At 71.8% G+C, this 17,063-nt stretch carries 17 protein-coding genes; 2 read left to right on the top strand and 15 right to left on the bottom strand.

From position 1 onward, the window contains the following. Positions 1 to 26 precede the first annotated feature (26 nt). From AB4Y78_RS10650 to AB4Y78_RS10715, 14 genes are all read right to left on the bottom strand, one after another. Positions 27 to 791, bottom strand: a complete 765-nt coding sequence (locus AB4Y78_RS10650) for a TrmH family RNA methyltransferase (protein WP_007925932.1) — start codon at positions 789 to 791, stop codon at positions 27 to 29. 56 nt (positions 792 to 847) lie between these two features. Next, positions 848 to 1,231 (bottom strand): 50S ribosomal protein L20, encoded by a 384-nt coding sequence (rplT, locus tag AB4Y78_RS10655; protein WP_007925930.1) that lies wholly within the window; start codon positions 1,229 to 1,231, stop codon positions 848 to 850. 39 nt (positions 1,232 to 1,270) lie between these two features. Then, positions 1,271 to 1,465, bottom strand: a complete 195-nt coding sequence (gene rpmI, locus AB4Y78_RS10660; RefSeq protein ID WP_007925928.1) for a 50S ribosomal protein L35 — start codon at positions 1,463 to 1,465, stop codon at positions 1,271 to 1,273. A gap of 42 nt (positions 1,466 to 1,507) precedes the next feature. Then, complete coding sequence (gene infC / locus AB4Y78_RS10665; protein ID WP_083853656.1) at positions 1,508 to 2,131, bottom strand: translation initiation factor IF-3; 624 nt, start codon at positions 2,129 to 2,131, stop codon at positions 1,508 to 1,510. 317 nt (positions 2,132 to 2,448) lie between these two features. Further along, the gene (locus tag AB4Y78_RS10670; protein ID WP_259910621.1) at positions 2,449 to 3,171 is read right to left on the bottom strand and encodes an SseB family protein; all 723 of its coding nucleotides are present in this window, start codon (positions 3,169 to 3,171) and stop codon (positions 2,449 to 2,451) included. A 5-nt stretch (positions 3,172 to 3,176) separates the two neighbouring features. Further along, the gene (priA, locus tag AB4Y78_RS10675; RefSeq protein ID WP_040880879.1) at positions 3,177 to 3,920 is read right to left on the bottom strand and encodes a bifunctional 1-(5-phosphoribosyl)-5-((5-phosphoribosylamino)methylideneamino)imidazole-4-carboxamide isomerase/phosphoribosylanthranilate isomerase PriA; all 744 of its coding nucleotides are present in this window, start codon (positions 3,918 to 3,920) and stop codon (positions 3,177 to 3,179) included. Next, positions 3,917 to 4,567 (bottom strand): imidazole glycerol phosphate synthase subunit HisH, encoded by a 651-nt coding sequence (gene hisH, locus AB4Y78_RS10680; RefSeq protein ID WP_441714849.1) that lies wholly within the window; start codon positions 4,565 to 4,567, stop codon positions 3,917 to 3,919. The genes priA and hisH overlap by 4 nt, the downstream gene beginning before the upstream one ends. Beyond that, on the bottom strand, positions 4,564 to 5,157 hold the full coding sequence (locus AB4Y78_RS10685; RefSeq protein ID WP_259910626.1) for a hypothetical protein: 594 nt from the start codon (positions 5,155 to 5,157) through the stop codon (positions 4,564 to 4,566). The genes hisH and AB4Y78_RS10685 overlap by 4 nt, the downstream gene beginning before the upstream one ends. A gap of 8 nt (positions 5,158 to 5,165) precedes the next feature. Continuing rightward, the gene (gene hisB / locus AB4Y78_RS10690; RefSeq protein WP_259910628.1) at positions 5,166 to 5,777 is read right to left on the bottom strand and encodes an imidazoleglycerol-phosphate dehydratase HisB; all 612 of its coding nucleotides are present in this window, start codon (positions 5,775 to 5,777) and stop codon (positions 5,166 to 5,168) included. Continuing rightward, entirely contained in the window at positions 5,774 to 6,892 is a 1,119-nt protein-coding gene (locus tag AB4Y78_RS10695; protein ID WP_441714852.1) for a histidinol-phosphate transaminase, read from the bottom strand. Before AB4Y78_RS10695 ends, hisB begins: the two co-directional genes overlap by 4 nt. Continuing rightward, positions 6,889 to 8,235 (bottom strand): histidinol dehydrogenase, encoded by a 1,347-nt coding sequence (hisD, locus tag AB4Y78_RS10700; protein WP_007925905.1) that lies wholly within the window; start codon positions 8,233 to 8,235, stop codon positions 6,889 to 6,891. Before hisD ends, AB4Y78_RS10695 begins: the two co-directional genes overlap by 4 nt. A gap of 44 nt (positions 8,236 to 8,279) precedes the next feature. Beyond that, the gene (locus AB4Y78_RS10705; protein WP_282070845.1) at positions 8,280 to 11,255 is read right to left on the bottom strand and encodes a bifunctional [glutamine synthetase] adenylyltransferase/[glutamine synthetase]-adenylyl-L-tyrosine phosphorylase; all 2,976 of its coding nucleotides are present in this window, start codon (positions 11,253 to 11,255) and stop codon (positions 8,280 to 8,282) included. Between the two features lie 7 nt (positions 11,256 to 11,262). Beyond that, positions 11,263 to 12,600, bottom strand: coding sequence for a glutamine synthetase family protein (locus AB4Y78_RS10710; protein WP_128276704.1), 1,338 nt, complete (start codon positions 12,598 to 12,600; stop codon positions 11,263 to 11,265). A gap of 110 nt (positions 12,601 to 12,710) precedes the next feature. Beyond that, the gene (locus AB4Y78_RS10715; protein WP_337590119.1) at positions 12,711 to 15,122 is read right to left on the bottom strand and encodes an immune inhibitor A domain-containing protein; all 2,412 of its coding nucleotides are present in this window, start codon (positions 15,120 to 15,122) and stop codon (positions 12,711 to 12,713) included. 188 nt (positions 15,123 to 15,310) lie between these two features. Between AB4Y78_RS10715 and panB the strand changes: the two genes are divergently transcribed. Together panB and AB4Y78_RS10725 are read left to right on the top strand one after the other, a co-directional pair. Beyond that, a complete protein-coding gene (gene panB, locus AB4Y78_RS10720) occupies positions 15,311 to 16,207 on the top strand; it encodes a 3-methyl-2-oxobutanoate hydroxymethyltransferase (protein WP_007928099.1) in 897 nt (298 codons plus the stop codon). Positions 16,208 to 16,209: 2 nt separating this feature from the next. Next, positions 16,210 to 16,842 (top strand): class I SAM-dependent methyltransferase, encoded by a 633-nt coding sequence (locus tag AB4Y78_RS10725; protein ID WP_007928101.1) that lies wholly within the window; start codon positions 16,210 to 16,212, stop codon positions 16,840 to 16,842. A gap of 10 nt (positions 16,843 to 16,852) precedes the next feature. On the opposite strand, the gene AB4Y78_RS10730 is transcribed toward AB4Y78_RS10725, so the two are convergent. After that, a complete protein-coding gene (locus AB4Y78_RS10730) occupies positions 16,853 to 17,050 on the bottom strand; it encodes a hypothetical protein (RefSeq protein WP_007928102.1) in 198 nt (65 codons plus the stop codon). Positions 17,051 to 17,063 lie beyond the last annotated feature (13 nt).

A 17,063-nucleotide genomic window follows, 5' to 3' on the forward strand; every position in this document is an offset into this window, starting at 1 on the left:
ATCATCGGGGGCGGCGCCCTTCGTCGTCAGGCCCGCTGCTGCCGGGCCGAGGCGTAGAGGCAGATGGTGCTCGCCATCGCGAGGTTGAGCGACTCGGCGTGCCCGTGGATCGGGACGCGCACCACCTCGTCGCAGACGCGCAGCGTCGCCTCCTCCAGGCCCCACGCCTCGTTGCCCATGACCCAGGCGTGCGGGCCCGTGAGGTCGGCGTCGTCAGTCGTGACGCTTCCCGCACCGTCGGCAGCCAGCCGCGTGATGCCGGCCTCGCCGAGCCTCGCGAGGGTCGGCTCGATGTCGAGCCCCGTGACGACGGGCAGGTGGAAGATCGACCCGGCCGTCGACCGGATGACCTTGGGCGAGGTGACGTCGACGGACGCCGCGCTGACGAGCACCGCGTCGGCGCCCGCGGCGTCGGCGCCACGGATCACGGTGCCGAGGTTGCCGGGGTCGCGCACGTGGGTGAGCAGGACGAGCAGGCGCGGACCGGCCGCGAGGACCGGCGCGAGGTCCGTGGGTGTCCACTCGACGACGGCAGCGGTGCCCTGCGGCGTGTCCGCATCGCACATCGCGGCAAGGACCTCGTCGCTCGTGCGGTGGACGAAGACACCGGCCTCGCGGGCCGGGTCGATGAAGTCCGCGTACCGCTGCGCCGCCTCGTCCGTGACGTAGAGGTCGACGATCCGCTCGGGCGCGAAGCGCACGGCCTCGCGCACCCCCTGCGGACCCTCGACGAGAATCCGACCGGTGCGTCGACGCGCAGGACGCCGGGAGAGCCCGCGCACCGACTTCACCCGCTCAGCAGCGGGATTGGTCAGTGGTGGGCGCTCCCGGCGTCCGGAGTGGTCGCTCAGGCCTCGACCTTGGCGTCGGTGGCCGCCGGCACGTTGGCCTTGGCGATCTCGACGAGCGCGGCGAAGGCCGCCTCGTCGTTGACGGCGAGCTCGGCGAGCATGCGACGGTCGACCTCGATCTCCGCGGCGCGCAGGCCCTGGATGAACCGGTTGTAGGTCATGCCGTTGGCGCGGGCGCCGGCGTTGATGCGCTGGATCCACAGGCGACGGAAGTCGCCCTTCTTGGCGCGACGGTCACGGTAGCTGTAGACCGCGCTGTGGGTGACCTGCTCCTTGGCCTTGCGGTACAGGCGGGACCGCTGGCCCCGGTAGCCGCTGGCGCGCTCGAGGACGACCCGACGCTTCTTGTGGGCGTTGACCGCCCGCTTCACGCGTGCCACGTGATGACTCCTTCAGTGTGTGGGGACAAGAGGCTCAGGTCAGCGACCGAGCAGCTTCTTGATCTTCTTCTCGTCGGCCTTGGAGACCAGGACGTCGTTCGCGAGACGACGCGCGTGCTGCGGGGTCTTCTCGTGGAACTTGTGGACGTGGTTGGCGCGCTCGCGCATGATCTTGCCCGAGCCGGTGACCCGGAATCGCTTCTTGGCACCGGAGTGCGTCTTGTTCTTCGGCATGGCGCCGATCTCCTTCTCGTTGCTTGCTGGTCTGTTGCCGGCTCAGGACTCGGCCGGGGCCTCGGCGGTCTCGGCGGGGGCCGACTCCTCCGCGGCGGCAGCCGGGGCCGCCTTCTGCTCGTCCTTCTTGCGTCGGGCCTCGGCACGCGCCTCGGACTTCCGCTTGGTCGGGGCGAGCACCATGATCATGTTGCGCCCGTCCTGCTTGGGCGCGGACTCCACGGTGCCCAGCTCCACGACGTCCTCAGCCAGGCGCTGCAGCAGCCGGAAGCCCAGCTCGGGGCGGGACTGCTCGCGACCGCGGAACATGATCGTCACCTTGACCTTGTCGCCAGCGCCGAGGAAGCGCTCGACGTGGCCCTTCTTGGTGCCGTAGTCGTGGCTGTCGATCTTCGGGCGGAGCTTGATCTCCTTGATGACCGTGTTGACCTGGTTCTTGCGGGCTTCCCGGGCCTTCATGGCGGCTTCGTACTTGTACTTGCCGAAGTCCATGAGCTTGGCGACGGGAGGCTTGGCCATGGGGGCGACCTCGACGAGGTCCAGGTCAGCCTCTGCCGCGAGTCGGAGGGCATCCTCCACCCGCACGATGCCGACCTGCTCCCCGTTGGGGCCGACCAACCGCACCTCGGGAACGCGGATTCGGTCGTTGATGCGAGGCTCGCTGATGTGCTGCTCCTTAGCTCGGTGTGTCACTCCCGCTACCGACGAAGAAAGGCTCCTCGCCGATCGCGAGGAGCCTCCACCAGAGCACGACACGGACGACGGGCTGGACACCTGCGGTGTCCGGCGACGTGCGTCGCGTCGAGACCTGAGACCCGGCAACCTGTGAGTCCGAGGACTCCGGTCGACGCGGGTGGGAAGCGAGGCTCCTCTTGCGTCACCGCCACGAGGACGGTGACCGGTCGTTGCGGACCACGATAGCAGCGGCCGGACCGGACCCGAAATCGGCTCGCGCCACGGGCCCGCTGAGGGGTGGCCGTGGGTCAGACGACGGCGAAGGAGAGGCCGTCGACCCGAGCCCGCAGCTCGCCGTCGGTGGCCAGCTGCTCCGCGACCGCGGTCACCAGGGCCTGGACCTCCTCGACCTGCAGGCCCGGCACGAGGGTCAGGCGCACCTGGAGCACACCCTGCCCATCGGGGATGCCTTCGACGAGCTCGGTCCCCGTGATCTCCGGGTGCTCGGCGCAGGCCCGCTCCACGGACTGCTCGACGAAGGGGTCCTCGTGCGCGGGCAGCCACGGACGCTGCTGCGCCAGGGCCCACACCATCGAGGCGCGGATCTCGAAGGCCTGCTCGCTCGCGCAGTCGAGCACCATGAGGTCGGCCGACTCGCTGACGGCGGCCTGCGCGGCGCGGGCCGCCTCGACCGGCACCGGTCGCACGGACGCGTCGAAGGCCGCCAGCGACTCCATCGAGGTGAAGACCGGCAGGGCGGTCCGCCCGTCGGGGTGCTCGAGGAGCAGGACGGCCATGTCGGCCTCCTTGTCGGAGGTCTGCCCGTGCTCGCCCTCCGTGGTCTCCGTGGCGACGGCGGTGACCGGCACGAGGAGCCGAGCGGCCGCGAGGTGCTCGAGCACCTCGGCCTCGCCGCCCGTCGTCAGCGCCCGCATCAGGCCTGCGTCGGCTGCGCCGTCGTCGCCCTCGAAGCCTCCGGTCGGCAGCGACCGTCCCTGCCAGGGGACGCCCGCGGAGTCGGTCGGGTCCACGCCGCTCACGGCCGTCCCGCCGCGTCGAGGGCGTCGGAGAGGGTCACGGTGCCCTTGTACAGGGCCGAGCCGATGATCGCCCCCTCGACACCGACCGGGACCAGCTCGCGCAGGGCGACGACGTCCTCGCGGGTCGTCACCCCACCGCTCGCCACGACGGCGGCATCGGTCGCCGCGCACACGTCCCGGAGCAGCTGCAGGTTGGGGCCGGCCAGCATGCCGTCCTTCGCGACGTCGGTGACGACGTAGCGGGAGCAGCCCTCCGCGTCGAGCCGCGCGAGCGTCTCCCACAGGTCGCCGCCCTCCTTGGTCCAGCCGCGGGCGGCGAGGGTCGTCCCCCGGACGTCGAGCCCCACGGCGATCCGGTCGCCGTACTCGGCGATGGCCCGGGCCGTCCACTCCGGGTCCTCGAGGGCAGCGGTGCCGAGGTTGACCCGGGTGCAGCCGGACTCGAGCGCCGCCACGAGGGAGTCCTGGTCGCGGATCCCGCCGCTCAGCTCGACCTTGAGGTCGAGCTGCCCGACGATGCCGGCGAGGAGGTCACGGTTGCTCCCTTCGCCGAAGGCCGCGTCGAGGTCGACGAGGTGGATCCACTCGGCCCCCTGCTCCTGCCAGGCCTGCGCCGCCTGCAGCGGGTCGCCGAAGTCCCAGCCGGAGTCGGCCACGCCCTGCTGCAGCTGGACCGCGCGCCCTCCCCGCACGTCGACGGCGGGCAGGAGCTCCAGGCGGGGGCTCTCGGTCGTGGTCACAGTGACATCACCCAGTTCTTCAGGAGGTGCAGTCCCGCGTCCCCGGACTTCTCGGGGTGGAACTGCGTGGCGGACAACGGGCCGTTTTCGACGGCCGCGACGAAGGGGGACCCGTGCTCGCTCCACGTGACGCGGGGCGAGGCGGCGGACAGTGCGCCGGGTGCCGTCGGCAGGTCCCAGGACCCGACGGCGTAGGAGTGGACGAAGTAGAAGCGCTCGGACTCGACCCCGGCGAAGAGCCGGGTGCCCTCGGGGGCCTGCACCGGCGACCAGCCCATGTGCGGGACGACGGGCGCGGTGAGCCGCTCGACGGTGCCGGGCCACTGGTGCAGCCCGTCCTGCTCGGGCTGGGTGCCGTGGGGCTCGGCCGAGCCGTCGAACATCACCTGCATCCCGACGCACACCCCGAGCACCGGGCGCCCGCCGGCCAGTCGTGTGTCGACGAGCGAGGGCCCGTCGACCGCCCGCAGACCGGCCATGCACGCGTGGAAGTTGCCGACACCGGGCACGAGCAGGCCGTCGGCGCCGAGCACGGCAGCGCGGTCCGCGGTCAGCTCGACCTGCGCCCCGACATGGCTGAGCGCGCGCACGGCGGAGTGGACGTTGCCGGAGCCGTGGTCCAGCACGACGACACGGGGAGAGCTCATGGGTGGACATCCTTGACGACGGACTCGAAGGCGGAGACGGACCGCGCATCGGGGCGGATCACGGGGCCGAGATCGGTGTCGGCTCCGCCGATGATGCGCGCGCCGGGCAGGCCGAGGACCGTGGTGACCTCGACCAACCACTCGGCGTGGGTCAGGTCGGTGCGACCCCACAGGGAGCGCACCTGCCTGATGGGGACCTGTCGCGCCGCGGGGTGGCTGGACAGGGTCCGGTGCAGGTCCTCCGGCGACAAGGGCGGCAGCTGGGGCCCGCGGACCACCTCTCGGTCGGCCGCGCGCAGCGCCCAGCGGATCGGGGCCCGGCCCGGTGCCCGAGCGGTCACGACCGCCGCGTCACCGATCTCGAAGAGCCCGATGGACGGCGCCATCGGCGACGGGACGTGACGCGAGGCGAGCACGGTGAGCGCGTCGTCGTAGGGCTGCGCGGCGGCACTCGTCGCCGAGGCCGTCACGACGATCGACCACGCGCTGTGCTCGACGACGTGGCACGGCACGACGCCGCGCCGCACCCACTCCACGGCCCTCGCGGACGACGCGGAGAGGAGCACCACTCCCCTGCCCGGCTGGCTCATCGCACGCTCTACAGCGCGCCCTTGGCACTCGGGATGCCGGTGACGCGCGGGTCGGGCTCGACGGCGGACCGCAGAGCTCGGGCCAGGGCCTTGAACTGTGCCTCGACGACGTGGTGCGGGTCGCGGCCGGCGAGCACGCGCACGTGCAGCGCGATGCCGGCGTTGTACGCGAAGGACTCCATGACGTGCCGGGTCAGCGAGCCGACGAAGTTGCCGCCGATGATGACGTGCTCCTGGCCGGCCGGCTCACCGGTGTGCACGACGTAGGGGCGCCCGGCGACGTCGACGACGGCGTGGACGAGGGCCTCGTCGAGGGGGACGGTGGCGTCGCCGAAGCGGCTGATGCCCCGCTTGTCGCCGAGGGCCTCGCGCACGGCCTGCCCGAGCACGATGGCCACGTCCTCGACGGTGTGGTGGGCGTCGACGTCGACGTCGCCCTCGGCCCGCACCGTGAGGTCGATGAGGCTGTGCTTGGCGAGCGACAGCAGCATGTGGTCGTAGAAGCGCACGCCGGTGGAGACCTCACCGACGCCGGTGCCGTCGAGGTCGACGGTCACCTCGACCCGGCTCTCGGAGGTGCCGCGCGTGACCGTCGCGGTGCGGTGGGTGGTGGTGCTCACGGGGTCTCCTTGCTCAGGGCGTGGGTGGGGACGATCTGCGCCATGGCCTCGAGGAACCGGCCGGTCTCCTCGGGGGTCCCGGCGGTGACCCGCAGGTGGTGCGGGATGCCGACGTCGCGGACGAGGACGCCCCGGTCGAGCAGAGCCTGCCACGTGGCCGCCGCGTCGGCGAGACCGCCGAAGAGGACGAAGTTGGCATCGCTCGGCACCGGCGACAGCCCGAGAGCGGAGAGCTCGGTGACGAGCCGGTCGCGCTGCCGCTTGATCGCGTCGACCGTCTCGAGCAGCCGATCGGCGTGCTCGAGCGAGACCCTCGCGATCGTCTGCGTCGGCGACGACAGGTGGTAGGGCAGCCGGACGAGACGCAGGGCGTCGACGACCTGCGGGTCGGCGGCGAGGTACCCCAGTCGCCCCCCGGCGAGGGCGAAGGCCTTGCTCATCGTGCGGGTCACGACGAGGCGCGGGTGCCGGTCGAGCAGGGTGAGCGCGCTCGGCGTCCCCGGCCGGGCGAACTCGGCGTAGGCCTCGTCGACGACGACGACGGCCCGCGGAGCGGCCTCAAGCATCGCCTCGACGACCTCGAAGGGCAGGGCCGTGCCGGTGGGGTTGTTGGGCGAGCACAGGAAGACGAGGTGGGGATCGGTTGCCGTGGCCTGCTCGACGGCAGAGTCGACGGTCAGGTCGAAGGTGCCCGCGTCGCGCTGCCCGTCGACCCACGTCGTCCCGAGCGTCTCGCTGATGATCGGGTGCATCGAGTACGCCGGGGTGAAGCCGAGGGCGGTCCGCCCGGGGCCGCCGAAGGCCTGGACGAGGTGCGAGAGGACTTCGTTGGACCCGTTGCCGGCCCACACCTGCTCCGGGCGAAGGGAGACCCCGCTGCGGTCCTCGAGGTAGGTGACCAGCGCCTTGCGCAGGTCGGTGAACTCCCGGTCGGGGTAGCGGTTGAGCCCACCGAGCTGCTCCGCGAGCTCGGCGACGACGGCCGAGACGACCTCGTCGGGGACGGGGTAGGAGGACTCGTTGGTGTTCAGCTGCACGGCGACGTCCAGCTGGGGGGCGCCGTAGGGGCTGCGGCCACGCAGCTCCGGGCGCAGCAGCTGCTCGATCTCGCTCATCGGGTCACCTCGCCGACCCGGGCGGTGACGGCCTCGCCGTGCGCGGGCAGGTCCTCGGCCTCGGACAGGGCGAGCACGTGCGGTGCCACCTCGGCCAGGGCGTCGGCCGAATACTCGATGACGTGGATGCCGCGGAGGAAGGACTGGACGGACAGGCCGCTGCTGTGCGCGGCGCTGCCGCCCGTGGGCAGCACGTGGTTGGACCCGGCGACGTAGTCACCCAGGCTCACCGGCGAGTGCGGCCCGACGAAGATCGCCCCGGCACTGCGCACCCGGGCAGCGACGGCGGACGCGTCGGCGGTGATGACCTCGAGGTGCTCGGCCGCGTAGGCGTCGACGACCCGCAGACCGGCGTCGAGGTCGTCGACGAGGACGATCGCGGACTGCCGCCCACCGAGGGCCTCGGCGACCCGCTCGCTGTGCTTGGTGGCGGCGGCACGGCGCTCGACGGCCACGCGCACGGCGTCGGCGAGGTCGGTGGAGTCGGTGACGAGCACCGACCCGGCGAGCGGGTCGTGCTCGGCCTGGCTGATGAGGTCGGCGGCGACGTACTCGGGGTCCGCGCTCGCGTCGGCGAGGACCGCGATCTCGGTCGGGCCGGCCTCCGCGTCGATGCCGATGAGCCCCTTGAGCAACCGCTTGGCAGCGGCGACGTAGATGTTGCCCGGACCGGTGACGAGGCTGACCGGTGCGCAGGCGACGGTCTCGCCGGACGACGTGTCCTCGAAGCCGTGGGCGAAGCCGGCGACCGCCTGGGCGCCGCCCATGGCCCACACCTCGTCGACGCCGAGCAGGGCGCAGGCGGCGAGGATCGTCGGGTGCGGGTAGCCGGCGAGGTCACCGACGTTGTCCCGCTGCGGCGGGCTGGCGACGGCGATCGAGCCGACGCCGGCGAGCTGGGCGGGCACGACGTTCATGACGACCGAGCTCGGGTACACCGCGCGTCCGCCGGGCACGTAGAGCCCGACGCGCTCGACCGGCACCCAGCGCTCGGTGACGGTGCCCCCGGGGTGCAGCCGGGTCGTCGTGTCGACGCGCCGCTGGTCGGCGTGCACGGCCCGCGCGCGCTCGATCGAGATCTCGAGTGCGGCGCGGACACCGTCGTCGAGGGTGTCGAGAGCGGCCTCGAGCACGTGCGGCGGGACGCGCAGGGAGGTCGGTCGCACCCCGTCGAAGCGCTCGGCGTACTCGTAGAGGGCCTGGGCCCCGCGGTCGTGCACGTCGTCGCAGATCGGCCGGACGGCATCGAGGGCGGCCTCGACGTCGTACTCCGCACGGGGCAGGGCGGCGCGCAGCTCCCGGGCCCCGAGGGGTCGCGAGCGCAGATCGATCGTGGCGAGCATGGCCCCCAGTCTAGGTTCGCTGCCGGCGCTGCCTGACCGGCGTCTCACCGCTGCTGCTCGTCCTCGCCGTAGAAGATGCGGTCGACGACCTGACGGGCGCGTCGCGCCGTGCGGCGGTAGGACTCGGCGAGCGCGAGGCCGGACTGCGGCTCCATCCCGACAATCCGGCCGACCCCGTCGGCCTCGCGCAGGTTGGACGGCACCGAGTCGACCGGGCGGCCGCGGAAGAGCATGCCGGCATTGCGCAGCAGCGAGGCCATCGACCAGGCCTCCCGCAGGACGGTCGCGTCGTGGCCGTCCACGAGGCCGAGGTCGACGGCGGCGGCGAGCGCCGGCAGGGTCCGCGTGGTGCGCAGGCCCTCGTGCTCGTGGGCGTGCTCCATCTGCAGCAGCTGGATGGTCCACTCGACGTCGGAGAGACCACCCATGCCGAGCTTGAAGTGCGCCTTGCGGTCGGCCCCCCGCGGGAGTCGCTCGGCCTCCATCCGTGCCTTGAGTCGGCGGACCTCACGGACCTGCCGCGCGTCGAGCCCCTGGGGCGACCACCGCAGGGGGTCGATGAGCTGCGTGAAGCGCTCACCGAGACCCGGGTCACCGGCCACCGGCCGGGCGCGCAACAGGGCCTGCGCCTCCCACGTCTCGGACCAGCGCTCGTAGTAGCTGGCGTAGGAGGCCAGCGACCGCACCAGGGGGCCGCTCTTGCCCTCCGGCCGCAGGTCGGCGTCGAGACCGAGCGGCGGGTCGGACCCCGCAGCGCCGATGAGTCGACGCAGCTCGGTGACGACGGCCAGGGCCGCCTCCTGGGCCGCCTGGTCGTCGGCGCCGGGACGCGGGTCGTGGACGTAGAGGACGTCGGCGTCGGAGGAGTAGCCGACCTCGCGACCACCCAGCCGGCCCATGCCGACGATGAGCAGGTCGGTGCCGAGGTCCGCGCCCCGCTCGGCCTCGACCTTGTGCACGACGACCTCGAGTGCGGCCTGGATCGTCGCCTCGGAGACATCGGTGAGCGCCTCCCCCACCTCGTCGAGCGTCAGCCGGTCCTGCAGGTCGGCGACGCCGACGCGGAAGATCTCGGCCCGGCGGATCGCCCGGATCGCGGCGACGGCGGCCTCGGGGTCCTCTCGGCGACCGGCTGCCGACCGCATCCGGCGCAGCAGCTCGTCGCGGGTGCGCGGGCGCAGCCCGTCGGCCTCACCGAGGTACTGGACCGCCTCCGGGCTCGCGAGCAACAGATCCCCGGCGAAGCGGCTCGCGCCGAGGGTGTGCGCGAGGATCTGGGCTGCCTCGCCCTCGTCGCGCAGCAGGCGCAGGTACCAGTGGGTGGTGCCGAGCTCCTCGCTGACCTTGCGGAAGGCGAGCAGCCCGGCGTCCGGGTCGGCCATCTCGGCAAACCACTCGAGCATGACGGGGAGCAGCTGCCGCTGGATCGACGCCGCACGGCTCATCCCTTCGGTGAGCACCTCCAGGTGGCGCAGCGCTCCGGCCGGGTCTCGGTAGCCGAGGGCACTCAGGCGCTCGCGGGCCGCGTCGGGACTGAGCGAGGCCTCGTCGGGGCTCAGGCGGGCGACGGCCGACAGCAGGGGCCGGTAGAAGAGGCGCTGGTGCAGCCGACGCACCTCGCGTGAGTGCCCGGTGCGCAGCGCGACGACCTCGTGGGCGGGCTGGTCCCAGAGCCGCATGGCCCGGCCGAGCCGCCGCAGGTCGTCGTCGGAGGTCGGCATGAGGTGGGTGCGCCGCAACCGGTGCAGCTGGATGCGGTGCTCGAGCGTGCGCAGCACCCGGTAGGCCTCGCCGAGGACGGCGGCATCGGCCCGACCGATGTACCCACCCCTGGACAGGGCGGCCAGTGCGTCGAGGGTGGTGCCGGAGTGGAGGGTCTCGTCGGTACGCCCGTGGACGAGCTGCAGCAGCTGCACGGAGAACTCGACGTCTCGCAGCCCGCCCGGCCCGAGCTTGAGCTGGCGGGCGGCCTCAGCACTGGGGATGTGCTCCTCGACCCGGCGCCGCATGGCCTGGACGTCGTCGACGAAGTCCTCGCGGGAGGCGGCCTCCCACACGAGGGGCCGCACCGCCTCGAGGTACTCGGCACCGAGGGTGGCGTCGCCGGCGAGGTGACGCGCCTTGAGCAGCGCCTGGAACTCCCAGGTCTTGGCCCACCGCTCGTAGTAGGCACGGTGGCTGGCGACCGTCCGCACGAGCGGGCCCTGCTTGCCCTCGGGGCGCAGCGCGGCGTCGACGGGCCACAGGCTGCCGTGCGACGTCGCGTCGGCACAGGCGTGCATCATGCGGCTGGCGACGCGGGTCGCGACCTCGAGTGCCGCGGCCTCGTCGACCCCGTCGACGGGCTCGGCGACGAAGATGACGTCGACGTCGGAGATGTAGTTGAGCTCGCGGCCGCCGGCCTTGCCCATGCCGATGACGGCGAAGCGGCAGGACTGCCCCTCCTCCCCCAGCTCGTCGATGGCGATGCGCACCGCGCCTTCGAGCGCCGACCCGGCCAGGTCGGCGAGCGCGCGGGCGATGTCCGGCAGGTCGGCGACGGCGTCGTCGGAGGTGACGTCACGCGCGACGATGCCGAGCAGCTGGCGCCGGTAGCCCACCCGCAGCGCGTCCTGCGGCTCGAGGTCACCGTGGTCGGCGATCTCGGCGAGCAGGGCCTCGGTTCGCTCCTCCGGCGTCATCTCGACCGCGTCGACCGCGTCGCGCCACTGGTCCGGGTGCGCCACGAGGTGGTCGACGAGCGCCGAGGAGATGCCGAGCACGCCGATGAGCCGGTCCCGGGCCGCCGCGTCGCCGGTGAGGGCTCGCACGAGTGCCTCGTCGTCGCTGGCCTCGAGCACCCGGACGAGACCGAGCAGCGCCTGGTCGGGGTCGGCCGCCCGGGCGATCGCGCGCAGGAGCGGCTCGTGGTGCTGACCGAGCGGCTCGAGAGCCGCGTCGGCGAGGAGGGCCTCGGCGCGACGCGTGTCGCTGAAGCCGCGCCGGGCCAGGGTGGGGACGGGCCGGGAGGGTGGGGTCACGCTGTCCTCACAGGCGCGGCAGCAGCCGCTCGAGCTCGAAGGGGGTCACCTGGTTGCGGTAGTCCGCCCACTCCTGCTGCTTGTTGCGCAGGAAGAAGTCGAAGACGTGCTCACCGAGCGTCTCGGCGACCAGCTCGCTCTCCTCCATGGCCTCGATCGCCTCGATGAGGCTGGAGGGCAACGGCTTGATGCCCATGGCCCGGCGCTCGCGGTCGGTGAGGCCCCACACGTCGTCCTCGGTCTCGGGGGGCAGCTCGTAACCCTCCTCGATGCCCTTGAGCCCGGCGGCGAGCATGACGGCGAAGGCCAGGTAGGGATTGCACGCGGCGTCGAGGCTGCGCAGCTCGACCCGGCTGGAGTTGCCCTTGTTGGGCTTGTACATCGGTACGCGGACCATCGCCGAGCGGTTGTTGTGACCCCACGTCAGGTGCGCGGGTGCCTCGCCACCGCCCCACAGCCGCTTGTAGCTGTTGACCCACTGGTTGGTGACGGCCGCGTACTCGCGCCCGTGGTGCAGGAGGCCGGCGATGAACTGCCGCCCGACCTTGCTCAGCTGGTACGGGGCGCCCGGCTCGTAGAAGGCATTGGTGTCACCCTCGAAGAGCGACATGTGGGTGTGCATCCCGCTGCCCGGGTACTCGGCGAAGACCTTCGGCATGAAGGTGGCGTACACCCCCTGCTCGAGGGCGACCTCCTTGATGACCGTCCGGAAGGTCATGATGTTGTCCGCCGTCGACAGGGCGTCGGCGTAGCGCAGGTCGATCTCGTTCTGCCCCGGAGCCCCCTCGTGGTGGCTGAACTCCACGGAGATGCCGACCGACTCGAGCATGGTGATGGCTGCCCGACGGAAGTCGTGGGCCTCCCCCTTCGGCACGTGGTCGAAGTACCCGCCGTCGTCGACGGGGACCGGACGCTCACCGGGGGTCGTGCCCTGCTTGAGCAGGAAGAACTCGATCTCGGGGTGGGTGTAGAAGCTGAAGCCCATGTCCGCCGCCTTGTCGAGCGTGCGGCGCAGGACGTAGCGGGCATCGGCCAGTGCGGGGCTGCCGTCGGGCAGCTGGATGTCGCAGAACATCCGGGCGGTGCCCGGGTGCTCGCCCCGCCACGGCAGGACCTGGAAGGTCGAGGGGTCGGGGCGCGCCAGCATGTCCGCCTCGTAGACCCGGGTGAACCCCTCGATCGCCGAGCCGTCGAAGCCGATGCCCTCGGTGAAGGCACCCTCGAGCTCGGCCGGGGCGATGGCCACGGACTTCAACGTCCCGAGCACATCGGTGAACCACAACCGGACGAACCGGATGTCGCGCTCCTCGATGGTGCGGAGGACGAACTCCTGCTGACGATCCATGTGCCCATCCTGCCCTAGCCGGAGGGGTCGCAACGCAACGGACACCGGGCCCGCTCCGTCCGGTGGACGGGGCGGGCCCGGTGTCGGGTGCCGTGCTCAGGTGGGTGCGATCAGCGCCCGGCCTCGATGCGCAGCTTCATCTCGTCCTTCTTCTCCTTGAGGACGGTGATCTTCGTGCCGGACCCGGCGACCTTCGTCGAGCTCCACGGGTTCTCCGCCGACCAGTAGCGGTCGGGGTCGGAGTCGTCGAAGGTGCGGATGCCCTTGCTCGACGGGACCGTCTGCGGGATGCCCGCGTTGTGGAAGGTCACCTCGTCGGTGCGCTGGGTGCCGAAGGTGGCGTCGAAGGGCTGACGGCGGTTGCCGAGCAGCTTGCCGTTGGAGAACTTCACCGGCGCCGGACGGGCGTCCACGGGCAGGACCTGGCCGTAGCCGGGGTGCGTGCTCGTGTTGTTGTCCGAGTAGGCGTTGTTGATGTACCAGACGAGCAGGCCGTCCTGGTACGGGAAGCGCTCGACCCAGTCGGGACGCTCGGGGTCACCGAAGTTGTACGGGCCGGTCTTGAGGTTCTCGTCGTAGCCCGAGTACACGCGGTTCTCGGCGAGGTAGTAGCTCTGGACCTTTTCGGAGGTCGAGCCCGACATCCGGGTGAAGCCGTCGGCGGTCCAGCCGTTGTCGCCGGACTCGACGTCGTCGGTGAGGACCGCGGTGCCGTCGACGGTGATCGTGATGTCGTCGATGAAGGCACCGGCCATGGAGACACCGCCGTCGGACTGGTAGCGCCAGCGGAACTGGACCTTCTGGCCCGCATAGGCGCTCAGGTCGGTCGTGACCTCGCCCCAGGTGAGGTCACCGCCGTCGGTGGCAGCCAGCTCCTCCCACGTCGACCCACCGTCGGTGCTGACCTCCGTGTACAGGAAGTCGTAGCCGGCCTCGATCTCGGTGGCCAGCTGGGCGGAGACGGACGCAGAGCTCGCCCCGGTGAGGTCGATTTCACGGGTCAGCGTGTTGTTGAGGTCGTCCGCGGAGCCGGACCACCACTCGAACTCACCCGAGTGCGGCGTGTTGTAGTCGGTCGTCACCGTCTCCTCGGGCAGGAGGACGGCGGCAGCCTGCGGCAGGGCCTTGTGGTCACGGTCGGCGGGACCGAGGTCGAGGTTGACCTTCTGGCCCTGCTTGACCGTCTCGACGTCGAGCCAGCCCAGCTGGAGCTTTTCCCAGGCACCCATGTAGCCCGGGCTGGAGCCGATGTCCTCGGTGCCGTCGTTGAGCCACGAGCCGCCGGACATCAGGGTCCAGAAGCCGGTGCCGTTGTCACCGCCGGCGGTGTCGTAGAGGTCCGGCAGACCGAGGTCGTGACCGAACTCGTGGGTGAAGACACCCAGGCCACCGTTCTCCGGCTCGGTCGTGTAGTCACCGATCCAGATGCCGGAGTCGCCGAGCGGCACGCCACCGAGCTTGTTCTGCGCCGGCCCGTCCTTGCCCATGTTGTTGGAGAAGGCGTACCACCGGTGGCTCCAGATGGCGTCCTCGCCCTGCTCGCCGCCGCCGGCCTCCTCCCCTTCGCCGGCGTGGATCGCCTGGAAGTGGTCGATGTAGCCGTCGGGCTCGTTGAAGTCGCCGTCACCGTCGAAGTCGTAGCGGTCCCAGACGTCGAACTGGGCGAGGTACTCCTTGATCTCGGCCTCGCTCTTGCCCTGCGCGACCTGGTCCTCGTACCAGGCGGTCGCGGTGTCCGCGATGTAGTTCCAGTAGCCCTCGGCCTCGGACGTGCCGTCGCCCGCGACCGGGTTGTGGCCGTAGCGAGCCTCGTTGTAGGGGACGGTCACCCAGTCGCTGACGTCACCCTTGGTGAGGAAGCGGCCCTGGGACTGCTTGAGGTAGAAGTCACGGAAGGACTGCTGGTCCTTCTTCTTCCCCTTCCCCTTGCCCTTGCCCTTGCCCTTGTCCGCGTCATCGGCACCGAACATCAGCTCGGTGTAGTGGTCGCGGCTGAAGTCCTCGTCCCAGATCGTCGAGTTGTTGACCGAGCGGTCCGGCTCGGGGATCTCGTTGTGCACCGGGCCGGCCTCGCCGCCCTGGGCAGGCTTGGTCTTGTCGCCGAAGTCGGTGAGGATCGTGAAGATGCTCGCCTCGCGGTCGACGTCGTACTGGACGTACTTGGTGCGCGGCTTGCCCTTCCCCTTGCCCTTCCCCTTGCCCGCAGACGTCTTGTCCTGGTGGCCCTTGGCCTTGGCGTGGGTCTCGGCGGCATCGTCGCTGGTGATCTCGATGACCTGCGTGCCGTTCTTGGTGACGACGCGGGCTTCGCCGCGCATCAGCTTGTCGACGGCGTCCTCGCGCAGCTCGCGCTGGGCGTCACCCAGAGGGTTGGGCAGGTCGTCGTGCCGGGCCGTCGAAGCGGCCTTGTCCTCGGGGGGCATCGCAGCGCTCGTCCCCGCGGTCGCCGACATCGGCGCGAGGGTCAGGACGAGGGCGGAAGCCGCGAGGCCGGACACGACATGGGTGTGGCGTCTCTTCACGGGTCCTCCAAAAAATGTTGTGGCTCGTGCCACAGGGGTGAGCGCACTCAACCAAGATTTGCCGGCGACCGGGAGACAACACAGGATTTCCTGAAGGAATCCTTACTCTTCGGGGTGACCCCGTGCGGGTTTTCCCTCTATCCACCACTCGTGGCTTGCCCCAGGGCCCCTCCCCCTACGCTGGACCCATGACCACCCCTGCGCCCGACGCCACCCCCACCGACGGCTCCGCGCCGGAGGGCACCGCCCCCTACGGCAACGGCCCCGCCGCGGCGGCTGCCCCGCCCAAGCGGGTGCGCATCCCCCACCTGCAGGCGATGAAGGAGCGGGGCGAGCGCTGGGCGATGCTCACCGCCTACGACATGTATGCCGCGCAGGTCTTCGACGGCGCCGGGATCCCGGTGCTCCTCGTCGGCGACTCCGCCGGCAACAACGTCTACGGCTACGAGACCACCGTCCCCGTGACCCTCGACGAGATGATCCCGCTGACCCGGGCCGTCGCCGGCGCCGCGGCGAGCGCACTCGTCGTGGCCGACCTCCCCTTCGGCACCTACCAGGCCTCTCCCGAGCAGGGCTACCTCTCCGCGGCCCGCCTGATGAAGGAGGGCCTGGCGCACGCCGTCAAGCTCGAGGGCGGCGCCGAGATGGCCCCGACCATCGAGCGGATGACGCAGGGGGGCATCCCCGTCATGGCACACATCGGCTTCACCCCGCAGAGCGAGCACACCCTCGGCGGCTACCGCGTCCAGGGGCGCGGCGAGGCCGCCGCGAAGCTGCTCGAGGACGCCCGCGCAGTCCAGGCGGCCGGCGCCTTCGCCGTCGTCATGGAGATGGTGCCGGCCGCGTCCGCCGCCGAGGTCACCCGCGAGCTGCGCATCCCGACCATCGGCATCGGTGCCGGTCCGGACTGCGACGCCCAGGTCCTCGTCTGGCAGGACATGGCCGGCCTGCGCACCGGCCGGGCACCGCGCTTCGTCAAGCGGTACGCCGACCTGAGCACCGTCCTCGGTGACGCGGCCCGGGCCTACGCCGCCGACGTCGCGGCTGGCACCTTCCCTGCCGCCGAGCACTCCTTCGAGAGCTGACGATGTCGCCTGCCGCCGAGCTCCCCGAGATCCGCACCCGGTGGTCGGAGGTGTCCGGGGGCATCGACGCCGCGCACGCGTACCAGCAGCGCTTCGACGCGCTCGCCGAGCAGGGGGTCGACCTCGACGGCGAGGCGCGCTTCGTCCACGCCCTCCACGAGGCACCGGCCCGCATCCTCGACGCGGGGTGCGGCACCGGCCGGGTCGCCTCGACGCTCACCGCCCTCGGGCACGACGTCGTCGGGGTCGACGCCGACGGCGCGATGATCGAGGTGGCCCGCGAGCGCGACGACACCACCCGCTTCGTCCACGCCGACCTGGCGACGCTCACGCTCACCGGTCAGGCCTTCGACGTGATCGTCCTCGCCGGCAACGTCGTGCCCTTCCTCGCCGACGGCACGCTCGTCGACGTACTGCGCCGGCTCCGGGCCCACCTGACGACCGACGGCCGCCTCGTCTGCGGCTGGGCCCTGCCGGGCCACCAGCCGCCCGGCGCTGCCGCGGTCGACGCCGACGACGTCGACCGCGCGGCCTTCGCTGCCGACCTCTCGCTCGTCGTCAGGTACTCCTCGTGGGACCGGGACCCGTGGCCCGGTGACGGCAGCTGGGCCCTCACGGTCCACCGGCCCCGGTGAGCAGGGAGGATCAGGCCTGCGCGTCGCCGGTCTCCCACTCCTTGTCCTTGCGGTCCTGCTCGTCCCAGGCCTCCGTCTTCGCCCGTGCCGTGGCGAGCGCGCCGGCCGCCTCCGCCTCGGTCTCGTAGGGACCCATGACGTCCGCGCCCTGGGAGCGGTTGTCGTCGCTCTCGACCTGACCGGACTCGATGTTGAACCAGTACGCCATCGTCGTGCCGTCC

The sequence above is a fragment of the Janibacter sp. RAF52 genome (genome assembly GCF_052114035.1).
GTDB lineage: Bacteria > Actinomycetota > Actinomycetes > Actinomycetales > Dermatophilaceae > Janibacter > Janibacter hoylei.